The organism is Cellulomonas rhizosphaerae (genome assembly GCF_003470205.1).
GTDB lineage: Bacteria > Actinomycetota > Actinomycetes > Actinomycetales > Cellulomonadaceae > Cellulomonas > Cellulomonas rhizosphaerae.
Genome location: NZ_QWKP01000199.1, coordinates 15,904 through 36,859, shown reverse-complemented (window position 1 = coordinate 36,859; position 20,956 = coordinate 15,904). Strand labels below are relative to the sequence as shown.

19 protein-coding genes are annotated in these 20,956 nt (G+C 72.5%); 11 read left to right on the top strand and 8 right to left on the bottom strand.

Annotation, left to right across the window (positions count from 1 at the left end):
* Together D1825_RS10940 and D1825_RS10935 are read right to left on the bottom strand one after the other, a co-directional pair.
* On the bottom strand, positions 1–957 hold a 957-nt coding region (locus D1825_RS10940), incomplete at its 3' end, for a phosphatidylglycerol lysyltransferase domain-containing protein (protein ID WP_118767455.1).
* On the bottom strand, positions 954–1,616 hold the full coding sequence (locus D1825_RS10935) for a DUF998 domain-containing protein (protein WP_118767454.1): 663 nt from the start codon (positions 1,614–1,616) through the stop codon (positions 954–956). The genes D1825_RS10940 and D1825_RS10935, both read right to left, overlap by 4 nt.
* 138 nt (positions 1,617–1,754) lie before the next feature.
* Here D1825_RS10935 and D1825_RS10930 point away from each other — a divergent pair, with 138 nt between their 5' ends.
* The gene (locus tag D1825_RS10930; protein WP_118767453.1) at positions 1,755–2,603 is read left to right on the top strand and encodes a hypothetical protein; all 849 of its coding nucleotides are present in this window, start codon (positions 1,755–1,757) and stop codon (positions 2,601–2,603) included.
* A 37-nt stretch (positions 2,604–2,640) separates the two neighbouring features.
* Here D1825_RS10930 and D1825_RS10925 read toward each other — a convergent pair whose 3' ends face one another.
* Together D1825_RS10925 and D1825_RS18810 are read right to left on the bottom strand one after the other, a co-directional pair.
* Positions 2,641–3,417 carry a CPBP family intramembrane glutamic endopeptidase gene (locus D1825_RS10925; protein ID WP_158580719.1) on the bottom strand — a complete coding sequence of 259 codons (777 nt, stop codon included), beginning with the start codon at positions 3,415–3,417 and terminating at the stop codon, positions 2,641–2,643.
* A 255-nt stretch (positions 3,418–3,672) separates the two neighbouring features.
* Positions 3,673–4,080: an ATP-binding cassette domain-containing protein gene (locus tag D1825_RS18810; RefSeq protein WP_407643324.1), complete on the bottom strand. Its 408-nt coding sequence runs from the start codon at positions 4,078–4,080 to the stop codon at positions 3,673–3,675.
* A gap of 168 nt (positions 4,081–4,248) precedes the next feature.
* Here D1825_RS18810 and D1825_RS10915 point away from each other — a divergent pair, with 168 nt between their 5' ends.
* Positions 4,249–5,661 (top strand): anaerobic C4-dicarboxylate transporter family protein, encoded by a 1,413-nt coding sequence (locus D1825_RS10915; protein ID WP_118767451.1) that lies wholly within the window; start codon positions 4,249–4,251, stop codon positions 5,659–5,661.
* Between the two features lie 23 nt (positions 5,662–5,684).
* Positions 5,685–7,040 (top strand): M20/M25/M40 family metallo-hydrolase, encoded by a 1,356-nt coding sequence (locus tag D1825_RS10910; RefSeq protein ID WP_118767450.1) that lies wholly within the window; start codon positions 5,685–5,687, stop codon positions 7,038–7,040.
* A 105-nt stretch (positions 7,041–7,145) separates the two neighbouring features.
* Here the strand turns inward: D1825_RS10910 and D1825_RS10905 are convergent, their stop codons facing one another.
* Complete coding sequence (locus D1825_RS10905; RefSeq protein WP_118767449.1) at positions 7,146–7,460, bottom strand: SHOCT domain-containing protein; 315 nt, start codon at positions 7,458–7,460, stop codon at positions 7,146–7,148.
* A 13-nt stretch (positions 7,461–7,473) separates the two neighbouring features.
* Positions 7,474–7,914, bottom strand: a complete 441-nt coding sequence (locus D1825_RS10900) for a DUF6325 family protein (protein WP_118767460.1) — start codon at positions 7,912–7,914, stop codon at positions 7,474–7,476.
* A gap of 200 nt (positions 7,915–8,114) precedes the next feature.
* Between D1825_RS10900 and D1825_RS10895 the strand changes: the two genes are divergently transcribed.
* From D1825_RS10895 to D1825_RS10880, 4 genes are all read left to right on the top strand, one after another.
* Positions 8,115–10,910, top strand: coding sequence for a cation-translocating P-type ATPase (locus D1825_RS10895; protein WP_118767448.1), 2,796 nt, complete (start codon positions 8,115–8,117; stop codon positions 10,908–10,910).
* Positions 10,907–11,395: a DUF1269 domain-containing protein gene (locus tag D1825_RS10890; RefSeq protein ID WP_118767447.1), complete on the top strand. Its 489-nt coding sequence runs from the start codon at positions 10,907–10,909 to the stop codon at positions 11,393–11,395. Before D1825_RS10895 ends, D1825_RS10890 begins: the two co-directional genes overlap by 4 nt.
* Entirely contained in the window at positions 11,388–11,879 is a 492-nt protein-coding gene (locus D1825_RS10885) for a hypothetical protein (RefSeq protein WP_118767446.1), read from the top strand. Before D1825_RS10890 ends, D1825_RS10885 begins: the two co-directional genes overlap by 8 nt.
* A 96-nt stretch (positions 11,880–11,975) precedes the next feature.
* Entirely contained in the window at positions 11,976–12,566 is a 591-nt protein-coding gene (locus D1825_RS10880) for a hypothetical protein (RefSeq protein ID WP_138067584.1), read from the top strand.
* On the opposite strand, the gene D1825_RS10875 is transcribed toward D1825_RS10880, so the two are convergent.
* Positions 12,539–15,163: a LuxR C-terminal-related transcriptional regulator gene (locus D1825_RS10875; protein ID WP_138067582.1), complete on the bottom strand. Its 2,625-nt coding sequence runs from the start codon at positions 15,161–15,163 to the stop codon at positions 12,539–12,541. The genes D1825_RS10880 and D1825_RS10875 overlap by 28 nt on opposite strands.
* Before the next feature lie 203 nt (positions 15,164–15,366).
* On the opposite strand from D1825_RS10875, the gene D1825_RS10870 reads away from it, so the two are divergent.
* Both D1825_RS10870 and D1825_RS10865 read left to right on the top strand, forming a co-directional pair.
* The gene (locus D1825_RS10870; protein ID WP_118767443.1) at positions 15,367–15,948 is read left to right on the top strand and encodes a dienelactone hydrolase family protein; all 582 of its coding nucleotides are present in this window, start codon (positions 15,367–15,369) and stop codon (positions 15,946–15,948) included.
* Between the two features lie 59 nt (positions 15,949–16,007).
* Positions 16,008–16,547, top strand: coding sequence for a hypothetical protein (locus tag D1825_RS10865; protein WP_118767442.1), 540 nt, complete (start codon positions 16,008–16,010; stop codon positions 16,545–16,547).
* 16 nt (positions 16,548–16,563) lie between these two features.
* Here D1825_RS10865 and D1825_RS10860 read toward each other — a convergent pair whose 3' ends face one another.
* Positions 16,564–17,184, bottom strand: coding sequence for an alpha/beta fold hydrolase (locus D1825_RS10860; RefSeq protein ID WP_233549824.1), 621 nt, complete (start codon positions 17,182–17,184; stop codon positions 16,564–16,566).
* Positions 17,185–17,339: 155 nt separating this feature from the next.
* Between D1825_RS10860 and D1825_RS10855 the strand changes: the two genes are divergently transcribed.
* On the top strand, positions 17,340–18,188 hold the full coding sequence (locus tag D1825_RS10855; RefSeq protein WP_118767459.1) for an NAD-dependent epimerase/dehydratase family protein: 849 nt from the start codon (positions 17,340–17,342) through the stop codon (positions 18,186–18,188).
* An 89-nt stretch (positions 18,189–18,277) separates the two neighbouring features.
* Complete coding sequence (locus D1825_RS10850) at positions 18,278–20,953, top strand: phosphoenolpyruvate carboxylase (protein ID WP_233549823.1); 2,676 nt, start codon at positions 18,278–18,280, stop codon at positions 20,951–20,953.
* Positions 20,954–20,956: the final 3 nt, after the last annotated feature.

The following is a 20,956-nucleotide window of genomic DNA, read 5'->3' as shown; positions in this document are numbered from 1 at the left end:
CAACCCGCTGTCGCGCGCCAGTCGGCGCCACTCCTGGATCGCGACCGGCCAGTGCAGAGGGTCGCCGATCGGGTTGCCGCTGGCCAGGCTCACCGAGCCGATCACGCGATAGGAGACGCCTGCCCGCGCGGTCGCTGCCTCACCCGTGTCCCACACGACGCTCTTGTCTCGTCGCGTCGCGAAGTAACCGAGCGAGTCGTGCTCGCCGTGATCACGAAGCATCGCCCGCACCCGGGCCTCGTCGGAGACCGCGAGGGTGCGGCTGCCCTGCGGAGGTCGGAAGAGGATGGTCGCGGCAACGACGATGACGACGGTGCCGAGCACCCCGACGATCACCGCGACCCACCACGGCGCCGAGGCGTCGCCGTGCAAACCCACGCGGCCGAGGTCTGTGAGCATGTCGCCGAACACGTAGCGCAGCGCCTGGCCGTAGTCGTCGGCGTCCCCGAAGCCCACGACGAGAGCCGCGCCGCCGAACAGGATCACCGCACCGCCACCCAGGAACACCGCCAGTGCCGTCCAAAAGCTGCCCGGCACGCGGCGGGCGACGAACTGGTGCCGCACCCGTACGGCGAGCACGAGGGCGGCGACGAGGACGACGAGGCCGATGGACGCCAGGATCAGGTGCTCACCGGCGGCGATGGTGTCGAGACGTCCCAGCGCCGGGAGGATCAACCACCACACGACCAGCACCCACCACGCCGCCCGCAGCCGACGGCGTAGCGCCACGGCGATGACGAAGAGCAGCGTCACGTAGACGAAGCTGGGGACCATCGGGATGCTCAGCATCGAGACCGCGTCGTCGGCCTTGTCGAAGTAGGAGCGCCACGGGGGGACGACGGCGACGACGGCAGCGAAGATCGCGAACGCGAACATGACGGCCGCGAACCTGTCGGGCCAGCGGTCGTCGGACCCGTGGTGCAGCTCGAGGCGGCGTTCCGGTTGCGTCTCGGTCATTCGAGGCTGTCCTCCGTGTGGTCGGTTCGGGCCGCGTACAGCCCCAGGAAGATGATCCAGACGCTGATGCTGAGGATGTGCACGCGCTGACTGGCGCCGACGGCCCACGCCGGGTCGTTTGTGCGGTGGAACCAGCCGAAGAGCGCACTGGACACGATCCCCCCGAGAACCAGGAGCCACCACGCCGCTCGTCGGAACCACACGGGGCCGGTCCGCCACGTCGACAGGATCGCCGCGAAGACGCCGACGAAGAGCGCCGTGTCGGACACGACGCTCCCGTATCCGTGGATGTCGCTCTGCCGCACCTGCGCCGGGGCGTCGCACGCCGTGCCGGGCCCGCACGGCTCGGCGACCACGGCCGCCACGACGACGCCGATCGCGAACAAGGCCGTGCACCAGAAGAAGACCTCGCGCCAGACACCGGCCGGCAGACGTGCGCGCACCCAGATCGCCAGCAGCACCACCAGCCCTGCGGCCACGCAGTCCGTGACGCGCAGCAGCATCGCGTTCGGCTCGCCAGGAGACTCGAGCTCGCTGACGATCTCGCCCATGCCCTCGAAGCCACGCAGCAGCCAGTCGAGGATGAAGTTGCTGTAGAGGACTGCCGCTACGGCGGCGACGGCGAGCACGAACCGGGGCGCGGGACGACCCGCTGTCATCGCAGCCCTCGCGCTGGCACGGCCTGCTCGGCGGAAGCCATCGGCCCTCCCCACGGGACTGCGGCCCTCGTCGCTGGGCCGACGGGCCCAGTGTGCAGCACGAGGACATCCTGCGCATTCGTCCTATACCGTCGGCTCGTGGTCGCCGGCCTGCTCACCGCCTTCGCGGCGGCAGTCTGCTACGGCGTGGGCTCGGTGCTGCAGGCCGTCGCGGCACGCGGTACCGCGGACGTCGCGGGGCTCGACCCTCGGCTCCTCGTCCGACTGCTGAAGTCGTGGCGCTACCTGCTCGGCGTCGGGCTCGACGGTGCGGGTTTCCTGCTCTCGCTCGTGGCGGTCCAGGCGCTTCCCTTGTTCGTGGTGCAGTCGATCGTGGCGAGCTTCCTTGCCATCACCGCCGTGCTCGGCGCGGTGTTCCTCAAGATGCGCCTGACGACCACCGACAAGATCGCGCTCGCCGTGGTCGTGACGGGCCTCGTGCTCGTGGGTGCGTCCGCGGCCGACGACGAGCGGGCGGTCGTGCGGTCCCTCGACGCCTGGATCCTGCTCGCAGCGACCGTGCTCGTCGCCCTGGCGGCGATCCCTCTGGCGCGCATCCCCGGAGCGCGAGGTGCGGCCGCGCTCGGTGCGGTCGCCGGCCTCGCCTTCGGGGCGACGTCGATCGCCGCCCGCATGCTGCCGGTCGACCTGACGCCGTCCGCGATCTTTTCGCACCTGGATGTCGTGGTCTCGAGCCCCGCCACCTACGCCATGGTCCTCGCCGGCGCCGTCGCCCTGCTCACGTACTCGATCGCGCTGCAACGAGGGTCCGTCACGCAGGCCACCGCACCCCTGGTGGTGGGGGAGACGGTCGTGCCGGCGCTCGTGGGGGTGCTCGTCCTCGGCGACCAACCGCGGGACGGCTGGGCCGCCGTCGCGGTCGTCGGTTTCGTGCTGGCCGTCGCGGGGGCGGTAGCCCTCGCCCGGCACGGGGAGATCGAGGCCTGAGCCTGGGCTCGCGCGCCGCGCTCAGGTCATCGAGTGGTCAGCCGGGGGCGTTCTCCGGGCGCAGGGCTGGCTGGTCGGCGCCCTCGCCGGCGTCTCGTGCCGCGAACCGGAAGGTGACCAGCGCGAAGAGCGCAGCAAGCAGCACGAAGATCCCCAAGGGGCTTGAAGCATCGCCGAGACCGACGGTGAAGGTCGAGACGTCCCAGGCGCCGTGCAGGGGCATCGCCCAGATCAGCGAACCGGTGACTCTGCGCAGGATGTAGAAGACCAGGCCCTGCAGGAAGGCCTGCCCGACCTGCACAGCCGTCTCGCCGACTGACTGCCCCAGGAAGATGTTGACCCCGTGCATCAGGCCGAACAGCAGGCTCGACAGGAGCGCGACCCAGACTTCGCGAGTGCTTGAACGCAGCCCGGTCAGGAACAGACCGCGGCTGGTCAGCTCCTCGTTGAACCCGACGAGCACGCCCAAGGTGACCGCCGCGAGGACGAAGTCCGTGCCCACGGCATTCCAGTCGGTTGCCGCCAGGTTGCCGATCACCGCGACCACCAGCAGGGCGGGCGCGATGATCGTCCACCTCGCCTTGGTCGGCCGTCGTTCGCGCAACGCCGGCCGCCACCACCCGAGCCATGTCGTCACGACCGCCACCAGGACCGCCCCGACGGCGAGGGAGAGGACAGCGCCTCGCCAGAGGTTCTCCGCCGAGTCGCCGAACTCCGAGTAGGAGATCCCGCTGCTCGCCTGGATCACGACGACGACGGCCAGGTACAGCGCCCAGACGACCAGACCGATCCATGCTCGAGGTTGTACCCGCACGAGAACTCCTCTGCCTTGGTCGAGACCTGCATGCCTTCCGCCGCGCTGGTGCCGCGGCGAATGCGTGCAAGCGTGGCATACCGGTCGACGAGGGACGAGCGCGAGAGGACCGCCGAGCCACGGTCGAAGACACGACACCGCGCCTGAGGCCCGTCATGCCGCCGGTCGAGACGACGAGGTAGTCCTCGCTCTGGAGCGTGGCGAGCTGCCCGACGGCGGAGTCCTTGACCGTGGTGCCCACCACGGCGACCAGCGTCATGAGGAACACGCCGATAACCAGGGCTTTCGTGGTGGCAGCCGTGCGCTGTCGCGCCGCAGCAGCGTGGGGTCGTTCTTCGGCAGTCCGTCGAGTGCGGTGGAGCCGACGAACGCGTGGCCCGACGTGAGCCGGTCGAGTCCGGCGATGCACTGCATGAGCGTGCTCTTGCCCGAACCCGACGGCCCCATGATCGCGGTGAACGCGTGGCGCGGGAGGTCGACCGTGACGCCGGCGAGAGCTGGACCGCCGCTTCGCCCGTGCCGTGGGCCGTCGTCGTGTCGACCGCGCGCGCGGCCGAGATCTTCTCGGTGCGGACGTCCTGGTCTGTCACGCTCTCCACCGGCCTCTGTGCGCGCGGTGGACGACGAAGCCCGGTCGAAGGGCCCCCTGCGTCCGACGACGATCTCGTCACCGGAAAGGCTCCGGCGCGGGATGTCTCGGCCTGCATCCGTGGTCGGGCCGGCTGCGGCCCCGAGGCTCGGCCGTCGACCACCCGCTGCGGGGTGATGTCTCCCAACCCCGCCCCTCGTTACGTTCCGCGCAGGAAGCGGTGCGACTCCCGGGGAGACGTGATGAGCGGCGACAACGTGAAGTTCCTCGTCGAGGCGGTCGTGGTCCTCGGGTGCATCGTCATGGGCACGCGCGCGGGCGGTGTCGGCGTCGGCCTGTGGGGCGGACTCGGCACGGCGGTGCTCGTCTTCGTGTTCCGGGAGCCGCCCGGGGAGCCGCCCGCCGCGGCGCTCGCGATCATCCTCGCCGTCGTCACGACCGCAGCCCTGATGCAGGCGGCCGGCGGGATCGACTGGATGGTGGCGATGGCCGCCCGCGTCATCGAGAAGCGACCGCACCAGATCACGTTGATCGCGCCGCTGACGGCATTCGTGTTCTCGATCGGCGCCGGGACGAGCAACATCATCTACCCGCTGCTGCCGGTCATCTACGACGTGTCCTACCGCAACCACATCCGGCCGGCACGGCCGTTGACCGTCACGGTCGTGCAGTCGGGCATGGCGCTCGCGGCCTCGCCCGTGTCCGCCGCGATGGCGGCGATGCTCACGCTGACCGACGTCGCGCCGTACAACCTCGGGCTCACGCAGATCTTGGCGATCACGCTGCCGGCGTGCGTCATCGGGATCGTCGTGACCTCGCTCGTCGTCAACAGGATGTGGCTCGACCTCGACGACGACCCGGAGGTCGCGGCCAAGATCGCGTCGGGGGAGCTCGCCGCGCCGGAAGCCGTCGCGGTCACCGCGCCGCCGACGGGAGCGGTCGCCCCGACGACGAGCGACACGGGGGAGGCGCCGCCGGCCTCGTCGGCCCTCACCTACACGGCGGCGGGCCGGAACTCGGCCCTCGCGTTCTTCGCGGGCGTCCTCGTCATCGTCCTGCTCGGCCTGTTCCCCGACCTGCGGCCGGCGTTCGACGTCGACGGCGAGAGCGTCGCGATCGACATGACCACGACCATCGTGATGGTGATGTTCACGGTGGGCGTCGCGATCCTCTTCCTGGGGCGACCCAAGGTCGCCGAGGTGCCCGACCAGTCCGTGTTCAAGGCGGGCATGATCTCGGCCATCGCACTCTTCGGGATCGCGTGGCTCACGGCGACGTTCATCGCGGCGCACGAGGAGCAGATCCTCAACACGATCGGCGAGTGGGTCACCGACTGGACGTTCCTGTTCGCGCTCGCGGTCTTCCTCGTCGCCGCACTGACGACGAGCCAGTCGACCGCCACCCGGACCATCGTGCCGATCGGGCTCGCGGCGGGGCTGTCGCCCGGCCTGGTCACCGGGATGTGGGCGGGCGCGCTCAGCGGCGTCTACACGCTGCCCGCCAACGGCACGCAGATCGCCGCGGCCAACTTCGACCACAGCGGCACGACGAAGCTCGGCAGCAAGCTGCTCGACCACAGCTTCTTCGTCCCCATGCTCATCATGTCCGTCGTCACCGTCGCGGTCGGCGCCGCCATCGGCGCGATCGTCGCCTGAATCCCGTAGACGAGGAGACCACCATGGATCTGTCGGAGATCGAGACCAGGACAGCTGCACTCATGCCGGGGCTGGTCGACCAGCTCGGCCGGCTCGTGGCCATCCCGTCGGTGGCCTTCCCGGGCTACCCGGTCGAGCCCGTGCACGCCATGGCCGCCACGACGCTCGAGGCGTTCCGGGACGTCGGCTTCACGAACGCCCAGCTCATGGACGTGCCCCACGGCTACCCGCCGATCTACGGCGAGATCGCCGGTCCGCCGGGATCGCCCGTTGTGGTGCTCTACGCGCACTACGACGTGCAGCCCGCGCCGGTCGAGCAGGGCTGGAGCTCGGACCCGTGGACCGCGACGCGCAAGGACGACGGCCGGATCTACGGCAGAGGAGCGGCCGACGACAAGGGTGGCCTGGCGGTCCATCTCGGCACCCTGGGGGTCTTCGAGGGGCGTCCGCCGTGCACGGTCAAGCTCGTCCTCGAGGGCATGGAGGAGACCGAGAGCAACCTCGAGGAGTGGGTCGTCGCGCACCCGGAGCTCGTCCAGTGCGACGTCTTCGTGGTGTGCGACATGGGCAACCTCGAGGTCGGCGAGCCCGTGCTGACCACGGCGCTGCGCGGCGACGTCGCCTGCATCGTGACCGTGCGCACGCTCGAGCACCCGTTGCACTCGGGCGTGTTCGGCGGTCCGGCGCCCGACGCGATGATGGCGCTGGCGCGCCTGCTCGGCACGATGCACGACGAGAACGGCGACGTCGCCGTCGAAGGCGTCTCGGGAGGTGAGTGGATCGGTGCCGACCTGAGCGCCGAGGACTTCGAGGCGAGTGCGGACCTCCTGCCCGGGGTCCGCCTGGCGGGGACGGGCAGCGTCGGTGCCCGGCTGTGGTCCAAGCCGTCCGTCTCGGCGATCGGCCTCGACATGACGAGCATCGCGGCGTCGTCCAACGTCCTCGTGCCGGAGGTGCGGGCGAAGATCTCGATGCGGATCGTGCCCGGCTCCGACCCGACCCACGAGCTCGACGCGCTGGTCGCCCACCTCGAGTCGCACGGGCCGCACGGTGCCCAGGTCGAGGTCGAGCGCACCAAGGCGGCGCCGCCCTTCCTCTGCGCGACCGACGGGCCCGGGTACGACGCGGCGCGCGCCGCGCTCGCGGAGGCGTACGGCTCGCCGGCCGGGGCGGCGGGCTCGGGCGGTTCCATCCCGCTGCTGCGCACGCTGCAGGACGTGTGCCCCGGCGCCGAGTTCGTGCTGTGGGGACCGGAGGACGTCGCCCGGGCTCGGATCCACTCGTCGGAGGAGAGCGTGGATCCGAGCGAGATCGAGAAGATGGTCGTCGCGCAGGCGCGGCTGCTGGTCCACCTCGCCGAGGACGCCGCCCGGCAATGACCGAGCGATCGCGGGCCCGGCGGCGGGAGGGGCCGCACGGGCCCGGACAGGCGACGACCCCACCCGCCGCGCGGATGGGGTCGTCGTCGTGAGGCCGCGCGCGGGTCAGCCTGCCAGCAGCCGCGCCTTCTGGGTCTCGAACTCCGCCGGGCTCAGGATGCCCTGGTCGCGCAGGGCGCCGAGCTTCTGGAGCTGGTCGATCAGCGCGTCCGAGCTCGACGGCGCGGCCGGGGCCGGTGCCGGGGGAGGCGGCGGCGCGTACGTGGGCTGCTGAGCCTGCTGCGCGTAGTAGTCGTGCTCGACCTGCTGCTGGTCGGACGCCGCCCAGCGTCCGGCCTGCCGGCGCGAGACGCGGTTCGAGACGGCGGTCGCCGTCCCGGCGACCACAGCTGTGCGGGCCATCCCTCCGATGAGTCCCATGGCGGTTCCTCCCTCAGTCCTGCGCCGTGTCGAGCGCGTCGAGCACGGCGATGACGGTGTCGGCCGGGATCCGGCCGCTGGCGATGACCTCGGCGCCGACGCCCCGCATCGCGGTGACGAACGGACCCGCCCAGGTGTTCTCGTAGACGAGCAGGGCGACGGCGTCGCCGGGGTCGACGAGGGCGACGCCCTGAGCGATGTCGTCGTCGTCCAGCAACCCGGATCGGGCGCCCTCGAACAGCGCGAGGTCGAGCTCGCCGTCGCCGTCCAGGTCGGCGATCGTGAGCACGGTCGCGCTGCCGTCGTCGCCCGCGACGGCGACGACGAGGTCCAGGATCCGGATGATGCCGCGGTCGGTGAGGCTGAGGAGCTCGGCCAGTCCGCGGCCGTCGAGCCGGGCACCGGGAAGCTCTACGGCGAGATAGTCGATGGGTCCTACGTCGAGCTGGGTCATCGCGTCCTCCTGAGGCGAGACGTCGTCCCGGGTTCTGGTGGTCACCTGGTTGGTCGTCTGGTTGGTCACCTGTTGGTCACAGCCACGCTCACACCTGGGTGGGTGGTTCGACCCCACCCCGGCGCGGGTGAGGCGCGACCACCCGACCGGTGGCGACGATCGCTTCCTGGCGTCCCCGCGATGCACGACGGGAGTGGCACATGAGCAACGACACGAGCGAGACCCGGCTCGCCGGCGCGGCACAGGGTGATCCGGCATCACAGACCGCCGCCGAGGTCGCGGCCGGTCTGGGGGTCGAGCCCGCGCAGGGCCTGTCGGCGGCCGAGGCCGAGCGCCGTCTCGCCTCGTACGGCGGCAACGTGCTCGCGGCCGGGAGCAAGGAGCCGGGGTGGCGGGCGTTCCTGCGCCAGTACGAGGACTTCATGCAGCTCGTGCTGCTCGCCGCGGCGGCCGTGAACCAGATCGTCACGGGGGACACCGGGACGACGGTCGTGCTCGCCGGGCTCACGGTCTTCAACGCGGTGATCGGGCTCCGCCAGGAGGCGAAGGCGGAGGAGAGCGTGCAGGCGCTGTCCCAGATGATGCGGACCATCGCCCGCGTACGACGCGACGGTCAGGCGATCGAGATCGACGCGTCCCAGCTCGTGCCCGGCGACGTCGTGCTCGTCGAGGCCGGGAACCGGGTGCCCGCGGATGCGCGGGTCATCCTGGCGGCCACCCTCGAGATCGAGGAGGCAGCGCTCACGGGCGAGAGCCTGCCGCTCGCGAAGACCTCCGAGCCCGTCGCCGGCACGAACGTGCCGCTCGGCGACCGGATCTGCATGGCGTACATGAACACGTCCGTCACCCGAGGGCGCGGCGAGCTCGTCGTGACGGCCACGGGCATGGGGACCGAGATCGGCCACATCGCCGACATGCTGGCGAACACCGAGACCCGCAAGACGCCGCTGCAGAACCAGCTCGACTCGCTGTCGAAGATCATCGCCACGATCGCGGGGATCGCGCTCGTGGTGGTGATCCTGCTGGGGCTCGCGCAGGGCCAGTCGTTCGACACGCTGTTCATCACGGGCGTGGCGCTCGCGGTGGCCGCGATCCCGACGGGCCTGCCGGCCGTGGTGACCGCCCTGCTGTCGATGGGGACGCGAGAGATCGCACGGCACAACGCCATCGTCAAGCGGCTCCCGGCGGTCGAGACGCTCGGGTCGACGTCGGCGATCTGCTCCGACAAGACCGGGACGCTCACGCTGAACAAGATGACCGCCCGCGAGCTCGTGATCCCGGGGAAGCACCGGTACACGGTGTCCGGCGAGGGGTACAGCACGGCGGGGGAGATCAGCCACGTCGGCGGCCAGCGGCACGACCTCGACCCGTACCTGCTGCCGATGGTGCTGTGCGCGGACGCGGTGCTCGCCGGCGAGGACCTCATCGGGGACCCGACCGAGGGCGCGCTCATCGTGCTCGGCGCCAAGGGCGGGCTCGACATCACCGAGACCCGCGCCGCGCTCCCGCGCATCGCCGAGGTCCCGTTCGACTCCGAGTACAAGTTCATGGCGACGTTCCACGAGGTGACGGCGGACGACGGGCGCCCCGTGGTGCGCTGCTACGTCAAGGGCGCTCCGGACGTGCTGCTCGCGCGGTCGACGACGCTGCGTGAGCCGGACGGCCGCCTCACACCCCTGACGGACGACGACCGCCACCTCGCGCTCGAGGCGAACGACGCGATCGCCAACGCGGGCGAGCGGGTCATGGTGGTCGCACAGCGTGACCTGCCGCCCGACACCGTCCGAGCCGGCGGTGACCTGATCGGCCTGGTCGACGAGCTCACGCTCCTCGCGATGGTGGGGATCGTCGACCCTCCACGGCCCGAGGCGCGGGACGCGATCGCCCAGTGCCGCGACGCCGGCATCCGGGTCCGGATGATCACCGGTGACCACGCGACGACGGCCGCGGCGATCGCCGGAGAGCTCGGCATCGAAGGTCGGGCGGTCACCGGGGCCGAGTTCGCCGCGATGTCCGACGAGGTGCTCACCCGGGAGATCGACGGCATCGGCGTCGTCGCGCGTGTCGCGCCGGAGGACAAGGTCCGCCTCGTGCGGATCCTCAAGGAGAAGTCGGACGTCGTCGCGATGACCGGGGACGGCGTCAACGACGCACCCGCGCTCAAGACCGCGGACATCGGCGTCGCGATGGGCATCACGGGCACCGAGGTCTCCAAGGAGGCCGCGGTGATGATCCTGACCGACGACAACTTCGCGACGATCGTCGGCGCGGTGCGCTACGGACGGACCCTGTACGACAACCTGCTGAAGTACCTGCGGTTCCAGATGTCCACACTCGTCGCCTACATCGCGATCTTCATCGGCGCGGGCGTCTTCGGCATCGCGGCGGGCGCACCGCTGAACCCGCTGCAGATCCTCTGGATCAACATGGTCATCGACATCCCGCTCGCGATCGCGCTCGGCTTCGACCAGGAGGCTCGCGGCCTCATGTCGCGGCCGCCCCGGCCGGTGGCGGACCCCGTCCTCTCGCGCAGCAACTGGGTCCGGCTGTGCGTGCAGGGCGCCGTGATGACGATCATGGCACTCGTCGCCTACCAGATCGGCGACCGGCAGGGCGACCCGATCCTCGCCTCGACGATGCTCCTGACCACGCTCTCGATCCTGCACCTGTTCGGTGCGCTGCTGTGCCGCGACCAGACCGGCACGATCTTCGACCGTGACGCCGTGCCCGGCCCGCTCCAGCTGCGGCGCTACGGCATCGCCGTGCTCGCGATCATCGCGATCACCGCGCTCGACTTCCTCGCACGGATCTTCGGGACCACAGGGCTGGGGTTCACGCAGTGGTGCATCTGCATCGGGCTGGCGGCCTCGCTCGTGCTCGTCGAGGAGGTCGTCAAGATCTTCGTCCGCAGGTCGCAGCGTCAGTCGAAGGGCAACGAGCACGGTCCAGCAGACCTGCCGCACGAGCGGCGGACATCGAGAGGAGCAGTTGCATGACGACGTTCACCGTCTGGAAGTTCGACGAGCCCGAGGGGGCGACCAGGGCGGAGGGAACCCTGAAGGACGCCAGTCGCGACGGGCTCGTGACGATCGTCGACCACGCCGTGATCACCTGGCCGCCCGACGCGGACGAACCCACGCTGCACCACAAGCACGACGGCCCGAAGCACGGCGCCGGCTGGGGTGCGCTGTGGGGCGTGCTGGGCGGAGCCCTGTTCGCCATCCCGGTCGTCGGCGCCGTCGTCGGCGCGAGCCTCGGGGCGCTCGCGAAGGTCACCGAGGGCACGGGGATCACCAAGAGTGATCTCGAGCGGATCCGCACCGAGGTCACGCCCGGCACGTCGGCCCTGTTCCTAGTGACCGACGACGCCGACCTCGACCGGCTCGGGGAACGCTTCCGCGGCCGCGACAGCCGGCTGATCACGACCAACCTCACGCCGGCCGAACGCTCGACGTTGCTGGAGACCTTCGGCAGTGAGTGAGGAGCCGCGCGACCTGCTCGGGCTGATCCGCGGGGGCGAGGGCGCGATCACCGGGACGGTCGTCTGCGCGGCGGCGATCGCCGTCGGCACGGAGCACGGCGGCACCATCGGGCGGCTCATCCTGGTCATCATGGGAACCGTCGCCGTGTACTGGGTGGCGCACCTGCACGCGGTGACGCTCGGGCGCGCGCTGACCCACCGGCACCACCCGCTCGCGGCGCTGAGGTTCGCCTTCCGGGAGACGCTCCCGATCCTGGGAGCGTCCGTGGTGCCGCTCGCGGTGCTGCTGGCGGCCTTCGTGCTCGGCGCGGAGGTCCGGAACGCGGCGTGGATCGCGCTGGGCGCGACCGTCGCGCTCCTCACGGTGTACAGCTACGTCGCCGGCGCTCGCGGCGGCATGGAGGTCCGCGGCCGGGTGCTCTGCGCGCTCGCGGGGGCAGCGGTCGGTCTGCTCGTCGTGCTGCTCAAGGTCGGGCTGCACTGACGCACGGCGTACGGGAATCACCCGCGACCGGGTGGTGCGAGGCCACCCGGCGCGATGTGATGCTCGGTGCGCGTCCACCACGGGGAGGCGAGGGTCGTGCCGGTCGCAGCGCAGCGGGGCGAGGAGCCCGACCCCGACCTGCTCGAGTACGTGCTCGTCGCGGGACGGGACCTCGACGCGCTCGCCCCGGTGGCTGCGGCGGTCGACGAGCTGGAACGCGCGGGCACGGTCGCCGTCGTCGACGCCGTCGTGCTCGTCCGCGACGGGTCGTCGACCACGGTCGAGGCGAGGCCCGCCCACGAGCACGAGCAGCTGGCGGGTCTGGCTGGAGCAAGGGCGACGCGCGGTGTGCGGCTCAGCGCGCACGACGTCCAGCTCGCATCGGTCACGGTGGACCCGTCCGAGAGCGCGTTGCTGCTGCTGCTCGAGGACCGTTGGGCGCGGCCGCTCGCGGCAGTGGTGCGTGCGAACGATGCCCGGCTGGCCGGTGGTGAGCGCGTCGCCCGGCAGCGCGTGCTCGGTGCCCTCGCAGCGGGTGCCGGCACCGACCTCGTCGTCCGCGGTCCCGTCGTCACGCCGCTGATCGACCAGGTCGCCCAGGTGCGCCAGCTCGCGCACCTCGTCGAGCGCGGGCTCCTGCCGCTCGACGCGTACGACGCTCAGCGCCGCCGGGTGCTCGGGGCCTGACGGGGCCGGCGCAGGCTCGTCATCGAGCGAGCCAGATCGGCGGCCTCGGCGCGCGAGGTGCACCCGAGCTTGCGGTAGATCACCTTGAGGTGGAACTTCAGCGTGTTGATGGAGATGAAGAGCTCGTCGGCGATCTCGCGCAGCGTGAGCCGGCTCGGCAGGATCCGCAGCACCTCGAGCTCGCGCTCGGTCAGGTCGTCGATCACGTCGGCGGGGGCGCCAAGCACCGCCTGCGCACCGACGGCGCGGCGGAGCCGGTCGAGCCACGGCACCGGGACGCGCCACGCGAGGCGCTCGATGCCGTCCACGACGTCAGGTCCCTCGTCCGCCACGGTCTGGACGAGGCCGAGACCGGCGGCCTCCTGGACGGCCGCCGCGAGGTGCTCGTCGGCGAGCCGCGCGTCGGCAGCACGGAACCACAGCAGGTGCGCGACGACGGTGTGGCGCGGGCACCGAGGCTCGGCGGACTTGAGAGCGTCGGCGGCAAGTCCGGGTTCGCCCGCCGCGAGGTGGACGCGGGCGGTCGAGGCGGCGGTCCAGAACGGGTCCACGACCTGCGTGGTCCAGCCGCGCGCGCCGTCGAGGTCTCCCGCGGCCAGGCTCAGCGAGGCGCCGGCCCGACCGAGCCAGGTCCGGGCGCCGGGTCCCGGCATCTCCGTGTCGACGAGCTCGGTGGCCCGCCCGAACGCCTCCTCGGCGGCGTCGAGGTTGCCTTCGACGAGGCGCACCTGCACGAGCTCGAGGAGGGCCAGGAGCTGGCAGTGTGGCGCGGGCTCGATCCGGCTGTCCGCGAGCCGAGCGAGCAGGGGGAGCGCGATCGGGGCGTCGCCGAGCTCGCGGTGCGCTACGGCCTCGGCCGTGAGGGCCTCGGTGTGCAGGATGGTCATGTTCGCGTGCTCCGACGCCTGCCGCGCGCCCGCGACGAGCCGGAGCGCATCGACGGGACGCCCGGCCAACGCCTCGGCGAGCGCGAGGCTGCCCTCGAGAGCGATCCGCCGGTCGGGTACGACGCTCAGCGCGGAGCTCACCTCGCGCGCCTCGTACGACGACTCGTCCCAGCGCTCCGAGAGCGCTACGTCGCGCGCGATCATGTTCCAGGTGAACCGGCCGAGCGGGTCGAGCCACCACGTGTCCCCGAGCGTCCGCAGCGCCGACCTCGCCAGCGCGGCACTGCTCTCCCAGTCGCCCGTCAGCGTCGCCGCGATCGACTCGAGAACCTCCAACCGGGCCGACCAGGTCGCGTCCACCCCGAGCTGGTCGCGCTCGGCCCGGCGCAGCGTGCCGACGAGCGCCACGAACCGCTGCCGGTCGACCAGGAGGTGGCACCACGCGTACTCCAGCATCGCGTCCGGCCCGTCGGTCGCGACCGACTCCGGCAGCTCCTGCACGATTCGGAGCATCGTGCTCTCCTGCCCGGCGTCGTAGAGCGCGGGCGCCTGGGCGGCGAGCAGGCGCAGCGCGTCGCGCGGCCGCTCGGCACGGAGCCAGTGCTCGAGCGCGGGAACCGCCTCGCCGTGCGCCTCGTGCCACTCGGCCGCACGGGCGTGCAGCTCGGCGATGCGCTCGGGCGTCCGCTCGGCGAGCATCGCGAGCAGCGCCTCCCGGACCAGCGTGTGCACCTCGAAGCCCGAGGGCTCGATCCGGGAGACGAACAGACCGCGGTCCTCGGCCAGTGCGAGCAGGGTCCCGGCGTCCTCCCGGCCGGTCACGGCCTGCGCGAGCGCGGCGTCGATGCGGGTGACGACGGCGGTCGCCAGCAGCACGTCGACCACGTCGCCGCGCTCCTGGTCGAGCATCTCGTGCCAGACGTAGTCCTCGAGGTGGGTCCGTTCGTCGTCGCGGCTCGGGACGTAGGGACGACCTTGGGCCTGCGCCGATCGTGCAGCCAGTGCGGCGAGCTGGATGCTCGCAGCCCAACCACCCGCGCGCGCTGCCACCTCCGCGACGACGTCCTGCTCCAGCTCGGGCGCCAGCCGCGCGAGCAGCGCCGCGGCCTCGTCGAACGAGAACCTCAGCTCCGGGAAGCGCACCTCGCCCAGCTGGCCGCGCGCGCGCAGGCGGTGGACGGGCAGGTGCGGCAGCCGCCGGCTGCCCACCACGAGGCGCAGCCACGCGGGGACGTGCTGGACGAACAGCGAGAGCGACGCCGACGCCGCCTCGGTCTCGTCGACCAGGTGCAGGTCGTCGATCACCAGCACGCTGGGCGCGTGGTCGCGCGCCTCGAGGTCGTCGAGCAGCGCGCTGACCGACTCGAGCAGCTCGCCGGGCCTCTGCAGCCGGTCGCCCACCGCGGCGCCGACCCCTGGTGCGACGCCCTCGAGCGCGGCGACCACGCCGCTCCACAGCCGGGAGGGGTCGCGATCCTCGTCGTCGAGCGACAGCCAGGCAACCGGCATCCGCGTCTCGGCGGCCCAGCTGCGCAGCAGGGACGTCTTGCCCGAGCCGGCCGGGGCGACCACGAGTGTGAGGGGCGCGGCCGTCGAGGCCTCGACCAGCACGGTCAGGCGCGGGCGCGGGATCAGGTAGGCGGGATTCGCGGCCGGCCGGAGCTTCGACGGGAAGATCCCGGGCGCGACCGTCTCGATGCGCCCTGCCACGCGAGTCGCGTGCGACGTGCTGCGCACCTCGCCACCCATCCCTCCCCAGGGGACGTACCGGACATCTGCACCTTGGCACAACTCGACGCCCGAGCGCGATGACCTGGGGTGATCTCGCGCGCCGAGCGGCGTGAGGCGGCTCGTGTCGCACCCCGCGGCTAGGGTTGTCGTGGCTGTCCAGACCACCGCACGAGGAGCCCGTCATGGCCGAGATCATCCTGTTCCACCACGCCCAGGGCCTGACCGAAGGCATCACCGCGTTCGCCGACGCCCTGCGTGCGGCCGGCCACGAGGTGACCGTGCCGGACATGTACGACGGCCACACGTTCGAGACCCTCGAGGAGGGCCTCGAGTACGCCGACGAGGTGGGGTTCGGCACCGTCATCAAGCGCGGCCAGGACGCGGTCGAGGACGCGCCGGGCGAGGTCGTCTACATCGGCTTCTCGCTCGGCGTGATGCCGGCGCAGGCGCTCGCGCAGACGCGTGCCGGCGCGCGCGGCGCGGTGTTCTTCCACTCGTGCGTCCCGCCCACGGCGTTCGCCGACGAGTGGCCCGCGGGGCTCCCGGTCCAGGTGCACGCGATGGAGGACGACGAGCTGTTCGTCGAGGAGGGCGACCTCGACGCGGCGCGCGAGCTCGTGAAGGTCGCGGGAGCCGAGCTGTTCCTCTACGACGGCGAGGACCACCTGTTCGCGGACAGCAGCCTCGAGGAGTACGACGAGGAGGCCGCGGCGCTCGCGCTCGAGCGGGTCCTCGCGTTCCTCGCGACGCTCGACGCGCGGTAGCCGGACTTCATCCGCCAGACCGCCAGCGCCCGGCCGGGCACCGGACTACGATCCGGCAAATGGGGGCAAAGCTGACCGCAGGCGTTCTCGGGGGGACGCTCGTCGTGCTCGCCGTGAGTGCCGCCGCGTCGGTGCAGGTGCTGGGGCAGCAGTCGGTCGGCACGGGCGACGCCGCGGCGGGTCGGTACGCGGCGGCGCGCAGCGCGGACGTCGCGCGCTGGCTCGACCCGCCGGACGCGGAGAAGTACTCGGCGAAGCAGCTCGTCGCGGCCATGCTCGCGGCGAAGGCGACCGACGGCGCGGTGATCGCCTTCCCCGTGCCGCAGGAGGCCACGGGCACCCTGACAGCCGCGCCGATCACGTGGCGGGGGAGCACCTCGACCACGAGCGGCGCGCGCGTGACCGTGCGGATCGACGCCGACCTCACGATCCGCGCGAACCGGGTCGTCGGCGCGACGCGGCAGATCGACAGCACGGCGGCGCGCTGCTTCGTCTACACGGTGCAGAAGGGCAGCGTCACCCACGTGCGGGACGTGCGCTGCCCCCGGCCGGACCAGGCCATGAAGCCCCCGAAGGCCGCGGCGCTGCCGACGACCTGAGCGAGGTCCCGGGGAGTCAGGCCGCGCGCAGCTCGTGCAGCGCGTCGAGCAGCACCCGGTTGAACGCGACCGGTGCGTGCGAGTTCACGTCGTGCCCCGCGCCGGGCACGACGGTGAGCCGGGAGCCGGGAGCGGCGAGCAGGTAGCGGCGCTCGTCGAGCCGCAGGGGGTCGCGGCTGCCGTTGACGAGCCAGACCGGCAGGTGCAGGCGGCGCAGGTCCGCGAGCGGGGAGTAGCCGGCGAGCGCGGCCAGCATGTCGGTCACCACGTGCCAGGTGCCCCCGCCCGCGCGGGCCAGGCCTGCGACGAAGCCCGAGGCGCGGCGGTAGGCCCGTAGCGGCTTGCCCTTGATCTCGGTCGAGCAGCCCGCCAGGACCACGCCCGCGAGCTTGGCCTGGTTCGCCTGCGCGTACGCGAGGCTCGTGTAGCCGCCGAGCGAGAGCCCGACGAGCAGGGGTGGCACCGCGAACGTGGCGACGGCGTCGTCGATCGCCGCGAGGGCGGCCGGCATGCTGAACCGCTCTCCGGAACGCGTGCCGTGCCCGGGCAGGTCCAGAGCCAGGGTGGGGTGCCCCGAGCGCTCCAGCGCGTCGACCTGGTGGGCCCAGATGGCCGACGAGGTTCGCGTGCCGTGCACGAGCACGATCGGACGAAGCGAGATGGGGACTCCTGTGACTGCGGGTGATAGGCGGTACCGCCACGGTAGCCCGGCAACCTGGGAACAGCCTGGGCCGGTGGGTGGTTGTCGCCCACGACGACGGACCGACCGCCGGAGACACGGAGGAGATCGCGATGAAGGTGCTGCTCACAGGCTCGACCGGCTACGTCGGCTCGGCGGTGCTGGAGGCGCTCGTCGCCCGCGGGCACGACGTGCTGGCCGTGACCCGCAGCGAGTCGTCGGCCGAGCAGGCGCGCGCGGGCGGCGCGACGGCCGTCGTCGGCGACCTGGGCGACGCCGCGTGGCTCACGGCCCGGCTCGACGAGGTCGACGCCGCCATCCACCTGGCCGCGGCGGACGACGGGTCCTCGGCGCAGCTCGACGACGGCGTGATCGACGCCGTGCTCGCGGCGTTCGGCGGCACCGACAAGCCGTACCTGCACACGAGCGGCGTGTGGATCTACGGCGCGGGCGCCGACCTCACCGAGGACCGCCCGCTGCAGCCGCCCGCGATCGTCGCGTGGCGCGTGGCCCGCGAGGAGCGGCTGCTCGCCTCCGACGTGCGCGCGACCGTGATCGCCCCGGCCATCGTCTACGGCCGCAAGGGGGGCATCCCGGTGGGCGTGGTCGCCGGCGGTCCGCGCGACGAGGACGGCGCGCTGCTGCTCGTCGGCGACGGGACGCAGCACTGGGCGACCGTGCACGTCGACGACCTCGCGGACCTGTACGTGCTCGCCCTCGAGGCAGCCTCGGCGGGGCAACGGATCATCGCCGCGGGCGGCGACAACCACACCGCGCGCGAGGTCGCCGAGGCGGCGGCGGGCGAGGTGGCTGCCGAGAGCGTCGAGGCGACGCGCGCGCGGCTGGGGGAGGCGTTCGCCGACGCGCTGCTGCTCGACCAGCAGGCGTCCGGGGCCGCGGCCCGCGCGCTCGGTTGGCGCCCGAGCCGGCCGTCGCTGCTCGTCGAGCTCGCGGGAGCGTAAGAGCTGGGTGGTGTGACGAGACGCGCGTCACACCGCCCAACGCCTGGACCTCTGGACGCACCCCGGCGCATGTGGCCTACTTTGGCCCCGTGACAGCACCTCTCCCGCCGCGCGACGTCCCCCGACTTCTCGCCAGCCACGAGATCCCCGAGCCTCTGCGCAACGACGTCCGCGTCCTGGGCGAGTTCCTGGGCCGCGTGCTGGCCGAGGCCGGCGGTGACGACCTGCTCGCCGACGTCGAGGCGTTGCGCGAGCTCGCCATCCACGCGCACACGGAGCCCACGAGCGACGCGCTCGCCCGGGCCGAGGAGCTCGTCGCGGGCTTCACGCTCGAGCGGGCCGAGCAGGTCGCGCGAGCGTTCACCTGCTACTTCCACCTCGCGAACGCGGCCGAGGAGTACCACCGCATCCGCGTGCTGCGCGACCGCGAGGCCAGCCTCGAGCCGCACAGCCTCGCCCCGGACGACTCGCTGCCCGCCGCCGTGCTCAAGGTCCGCGACGAGCTCGGCGACGACGTCGCCCGCCAGCGTCTGCAGGAGCTCGAGTTCCGACCGGTCCTGACGGCGCACCCGACCGAGGCCCGCCGCCGCGCGGTGTCCCGCTCGATCCGCCGCATCGCCGAGCTCGTCGCCGAGCGCGACGCGCGCAACATCGGCGGCATGTCGCTCGTCGAGAACGAGCGCCGGCTGCTGTCCGAGATCGAGACGCTGTGGCGCACCGCGCCGCTGCGTCAGGCCAAGCCGACGGTCCTCGACGAGGTCCGCACGGTCCTGGCCGTCTTCGAGTCGACGCTGGCCGACGGGTTCCCCGCCGTGTACCGCCGGCTCGACGACTGGCTCCTCGGCGAGGCCGCGGGCACGCGCCCGCCCGTCGTGCGCCCGTTCGCGCGGCTCGGCTCGTGGATCGGCGGCGACCGCGACGGCAACCCGAACGTCACCGCCGAGATCACCCGCGCCTCCGCGCTGCTGCTCTCGGAGCAGGTCCTGATCGCGCTCGAGGCCTCGGCCCGCCGCACCGCCGAGGGCCTGACCCTGGACAGCAGCGGGACCCCCGCGTCGGCCGAGCTCAGCACCCTGTGGCAGCGTCAGCGTGCGCTGTCCGACGAGATCACCGCACGCGTGGCGGCCGACGCGCCGAACGAGCCCCACCGCCGCGTGATCCTCGTGGTCGCCGAGCGGATCGCCGCGACGCGTCGCCGCGACGCGGACCTCGCCTACGCCGGCCCCGAGGCGCTCGAGCACGACCTCCTGGTCGTGCAGCGCTCGCTCGAGGCGGCCGGCGCCAGGCGCTCCGCGTACGGCGACCTGCAGCGCCTGCTCTGGCAGGTCGCCTCGTTCGGGTTCCACCTGGCCGAGCTCGAGCTGCGTCAGCACTCGCAGGTGCACGAGGCCGCGCTGGCCGACCTCGCGAAGAACGGGGTGGACGGCCCGCTCGAGCCCCGGACGGTCGAGGTGCTCGACACTTTCCGCGCGCTCGGCCACGTGCAGCGTCGGTTCGGGCCGCTCGCCGCGCGGCGGTACATCGTCTCGTTCACGCAGAAGCCCGAGCACCTCGCTGCCGTCTACCAGCTCGCCGCGTACGCGTTCGCCGGCTCGGACGACGCGCCGGTGATCGACGCGATCCCGCTCTTCGAGACCTTCGCGGACCTCGAGGCATCCGTCGACATCCTCGAGAAGTCGCTCGAGCTCGAGCCGGTCCAGCGCCGCCTCGCGGCCAACGGTCGCAAGGTCGAGGTCATGCTCGGCTACTCCGACTCCTCGAAGGACGTCGGCCCGGTCTCCGCGACGCTCGCGCTCGACACGGCCCAGGCCCGCATCACGGACTGGGCGCGTCGGCACGACATCGCCCTGACGCTGTTCCACGGCCGCGGCGGCGCGCTCGGCCGTGGTGGCGGCCCCGCCAACCGTGCCGTCCTCGCGCAGCCTCCGGGCTCGGTCGACGGCCGCTTCAAGCTCACCGAGCAGGGCGAGGTCATCTTCGCCCGCTACGGCGACCCGGTCATCGCCGCGCGGCACATCGAGCAGGTCATGGCGGCGACGCTGCTGGCCGGCACGCCGTCGGTCGAGCAGCGCAACGCGGCCGCGACCGAGCGGTTCGCCAAGCTGGCCGCCCGCCTCGACGAGGCGTCGCGCACCCGCTTCCACGCGCTCGTGCGCGCCGAGGGCTTCCCGCAGTGGTTCGCCGAGGTCACGCCGCTCGAGGAGGTGGGCCTGCTGCCCATCGGCTCGCGTCCCGCACGCCGCGGCCTGTCGGTCTCCTCGCTCGACGACCTGCGCGCGATCCCGTGGGTGTTCTCCTGGTCGCAGGCGCGCATCAACCTGGCCGGCTGGTACGGCCTGGGTACGGCGCTCGAGCAGGTCGACGACCTCGACGAGCTGCGCGAGGCCTACGCCCGCTGGCCGCTGTTCGCCACGATGATCGACAACGTCGAGATGTCGCTGGCCAAGACCGACGAGCGCATCGCCGCCCGCTACCTGGCGCTCGGCGACCGCGACGACCTCGCGGCCCAGGTGCTCGAGGAGATGGCGCTGACCCGGCACTGGGTGCTCGCGATCACGGACTCGGACGCGGTGCTCTCGCGCAAGCGCATCCTGGGCCGCGCGGTCCAGCTGCGCAGCCCGTACGTCGACGCCCTCTCCCTGCTGCAGCTGCGCGCCCTGCGCGGGCTGCGCACCGGCGAGGCGCCCGAGCAGGCCGACGACCTGCGCCGCCTGCTGCTGCTCACCGTCAACGGTGTGGCCGCGGGCGTCCAGAACACGGGCTGAGCC

Bases quoted from the DNA above. Each gene is read 5' to 3' on its own strand.
- D1825_RS10890 (WP_118767447.1), top strand. From the start codon at position 10,907: ATGACGACGTTCACCGTCTGGAAGTTCGACGAGCCCGAGGGGGCGACC.
- D1825_RS10855 (WP_118767459.1), top strand. From the start codon at position 17,340: ATGAAGGTGCTGCTCACAGGCTCGACCGGCTACGTCGGCTCGGCGGTG.
- D1825_RS10935 (WP_118767454.1), bottom strand. From the start codon at position 1,616: ATGACAGCGGGTCGTCCCGCGCCCCGGTTCGTGCTCGCCGTCGCCGCC.
- D1825_RS10870 (WP_118767443.1), top strand. From the start codon at position 15,367: ATGGCCGAGATCATCCTGTTCCACCACGCCCAGGGCCTGACCGAAGGC.
- D1825_RS10910 (WP_118767450.1), top strand. From the start codon at position 5,685: ATGGATCTGTCGGAGATCGAGACCAGGACAGCTGCACTCATGCCGGGG.
- D1825_RS10915 (WP_118767451.1), top strand. From the start codon at position 4,249: ATGAGCGGCGACAACGTGAAGTTCCTCGTCGAGGCGGTCGTGGTCCTC.
- D1825_RS10895 (WP_118767448.1), top strand. From the start codon at position 8,115: ATGAGCAACGACACGAGCGAGACCCGGCTCGCCGGCGCGGCACAGGGT.
- D1825_RS10905 (WP_118767449.1), bottom strand. From the start codon at position 7,460: ATGGGACTCATCGGAGGGATGGCCCGCACAGCTGTGGTCGCCGGGACG.
- D1825_RS10900 (WP_118767460.1), bottom strand. From the start codon at position 7,914: ATGACCCAGCTCGACGTAGGACCCATCGACTATCTCGCCGTAGAGCTT.
- D1825_RS10865 (WP_118767442.1), top strand. From the start codon at position 16,008: ATGGGGGCAAAGCTGACCGCAGGCGTTCTCGGGGGGACGCTCGTCGTG.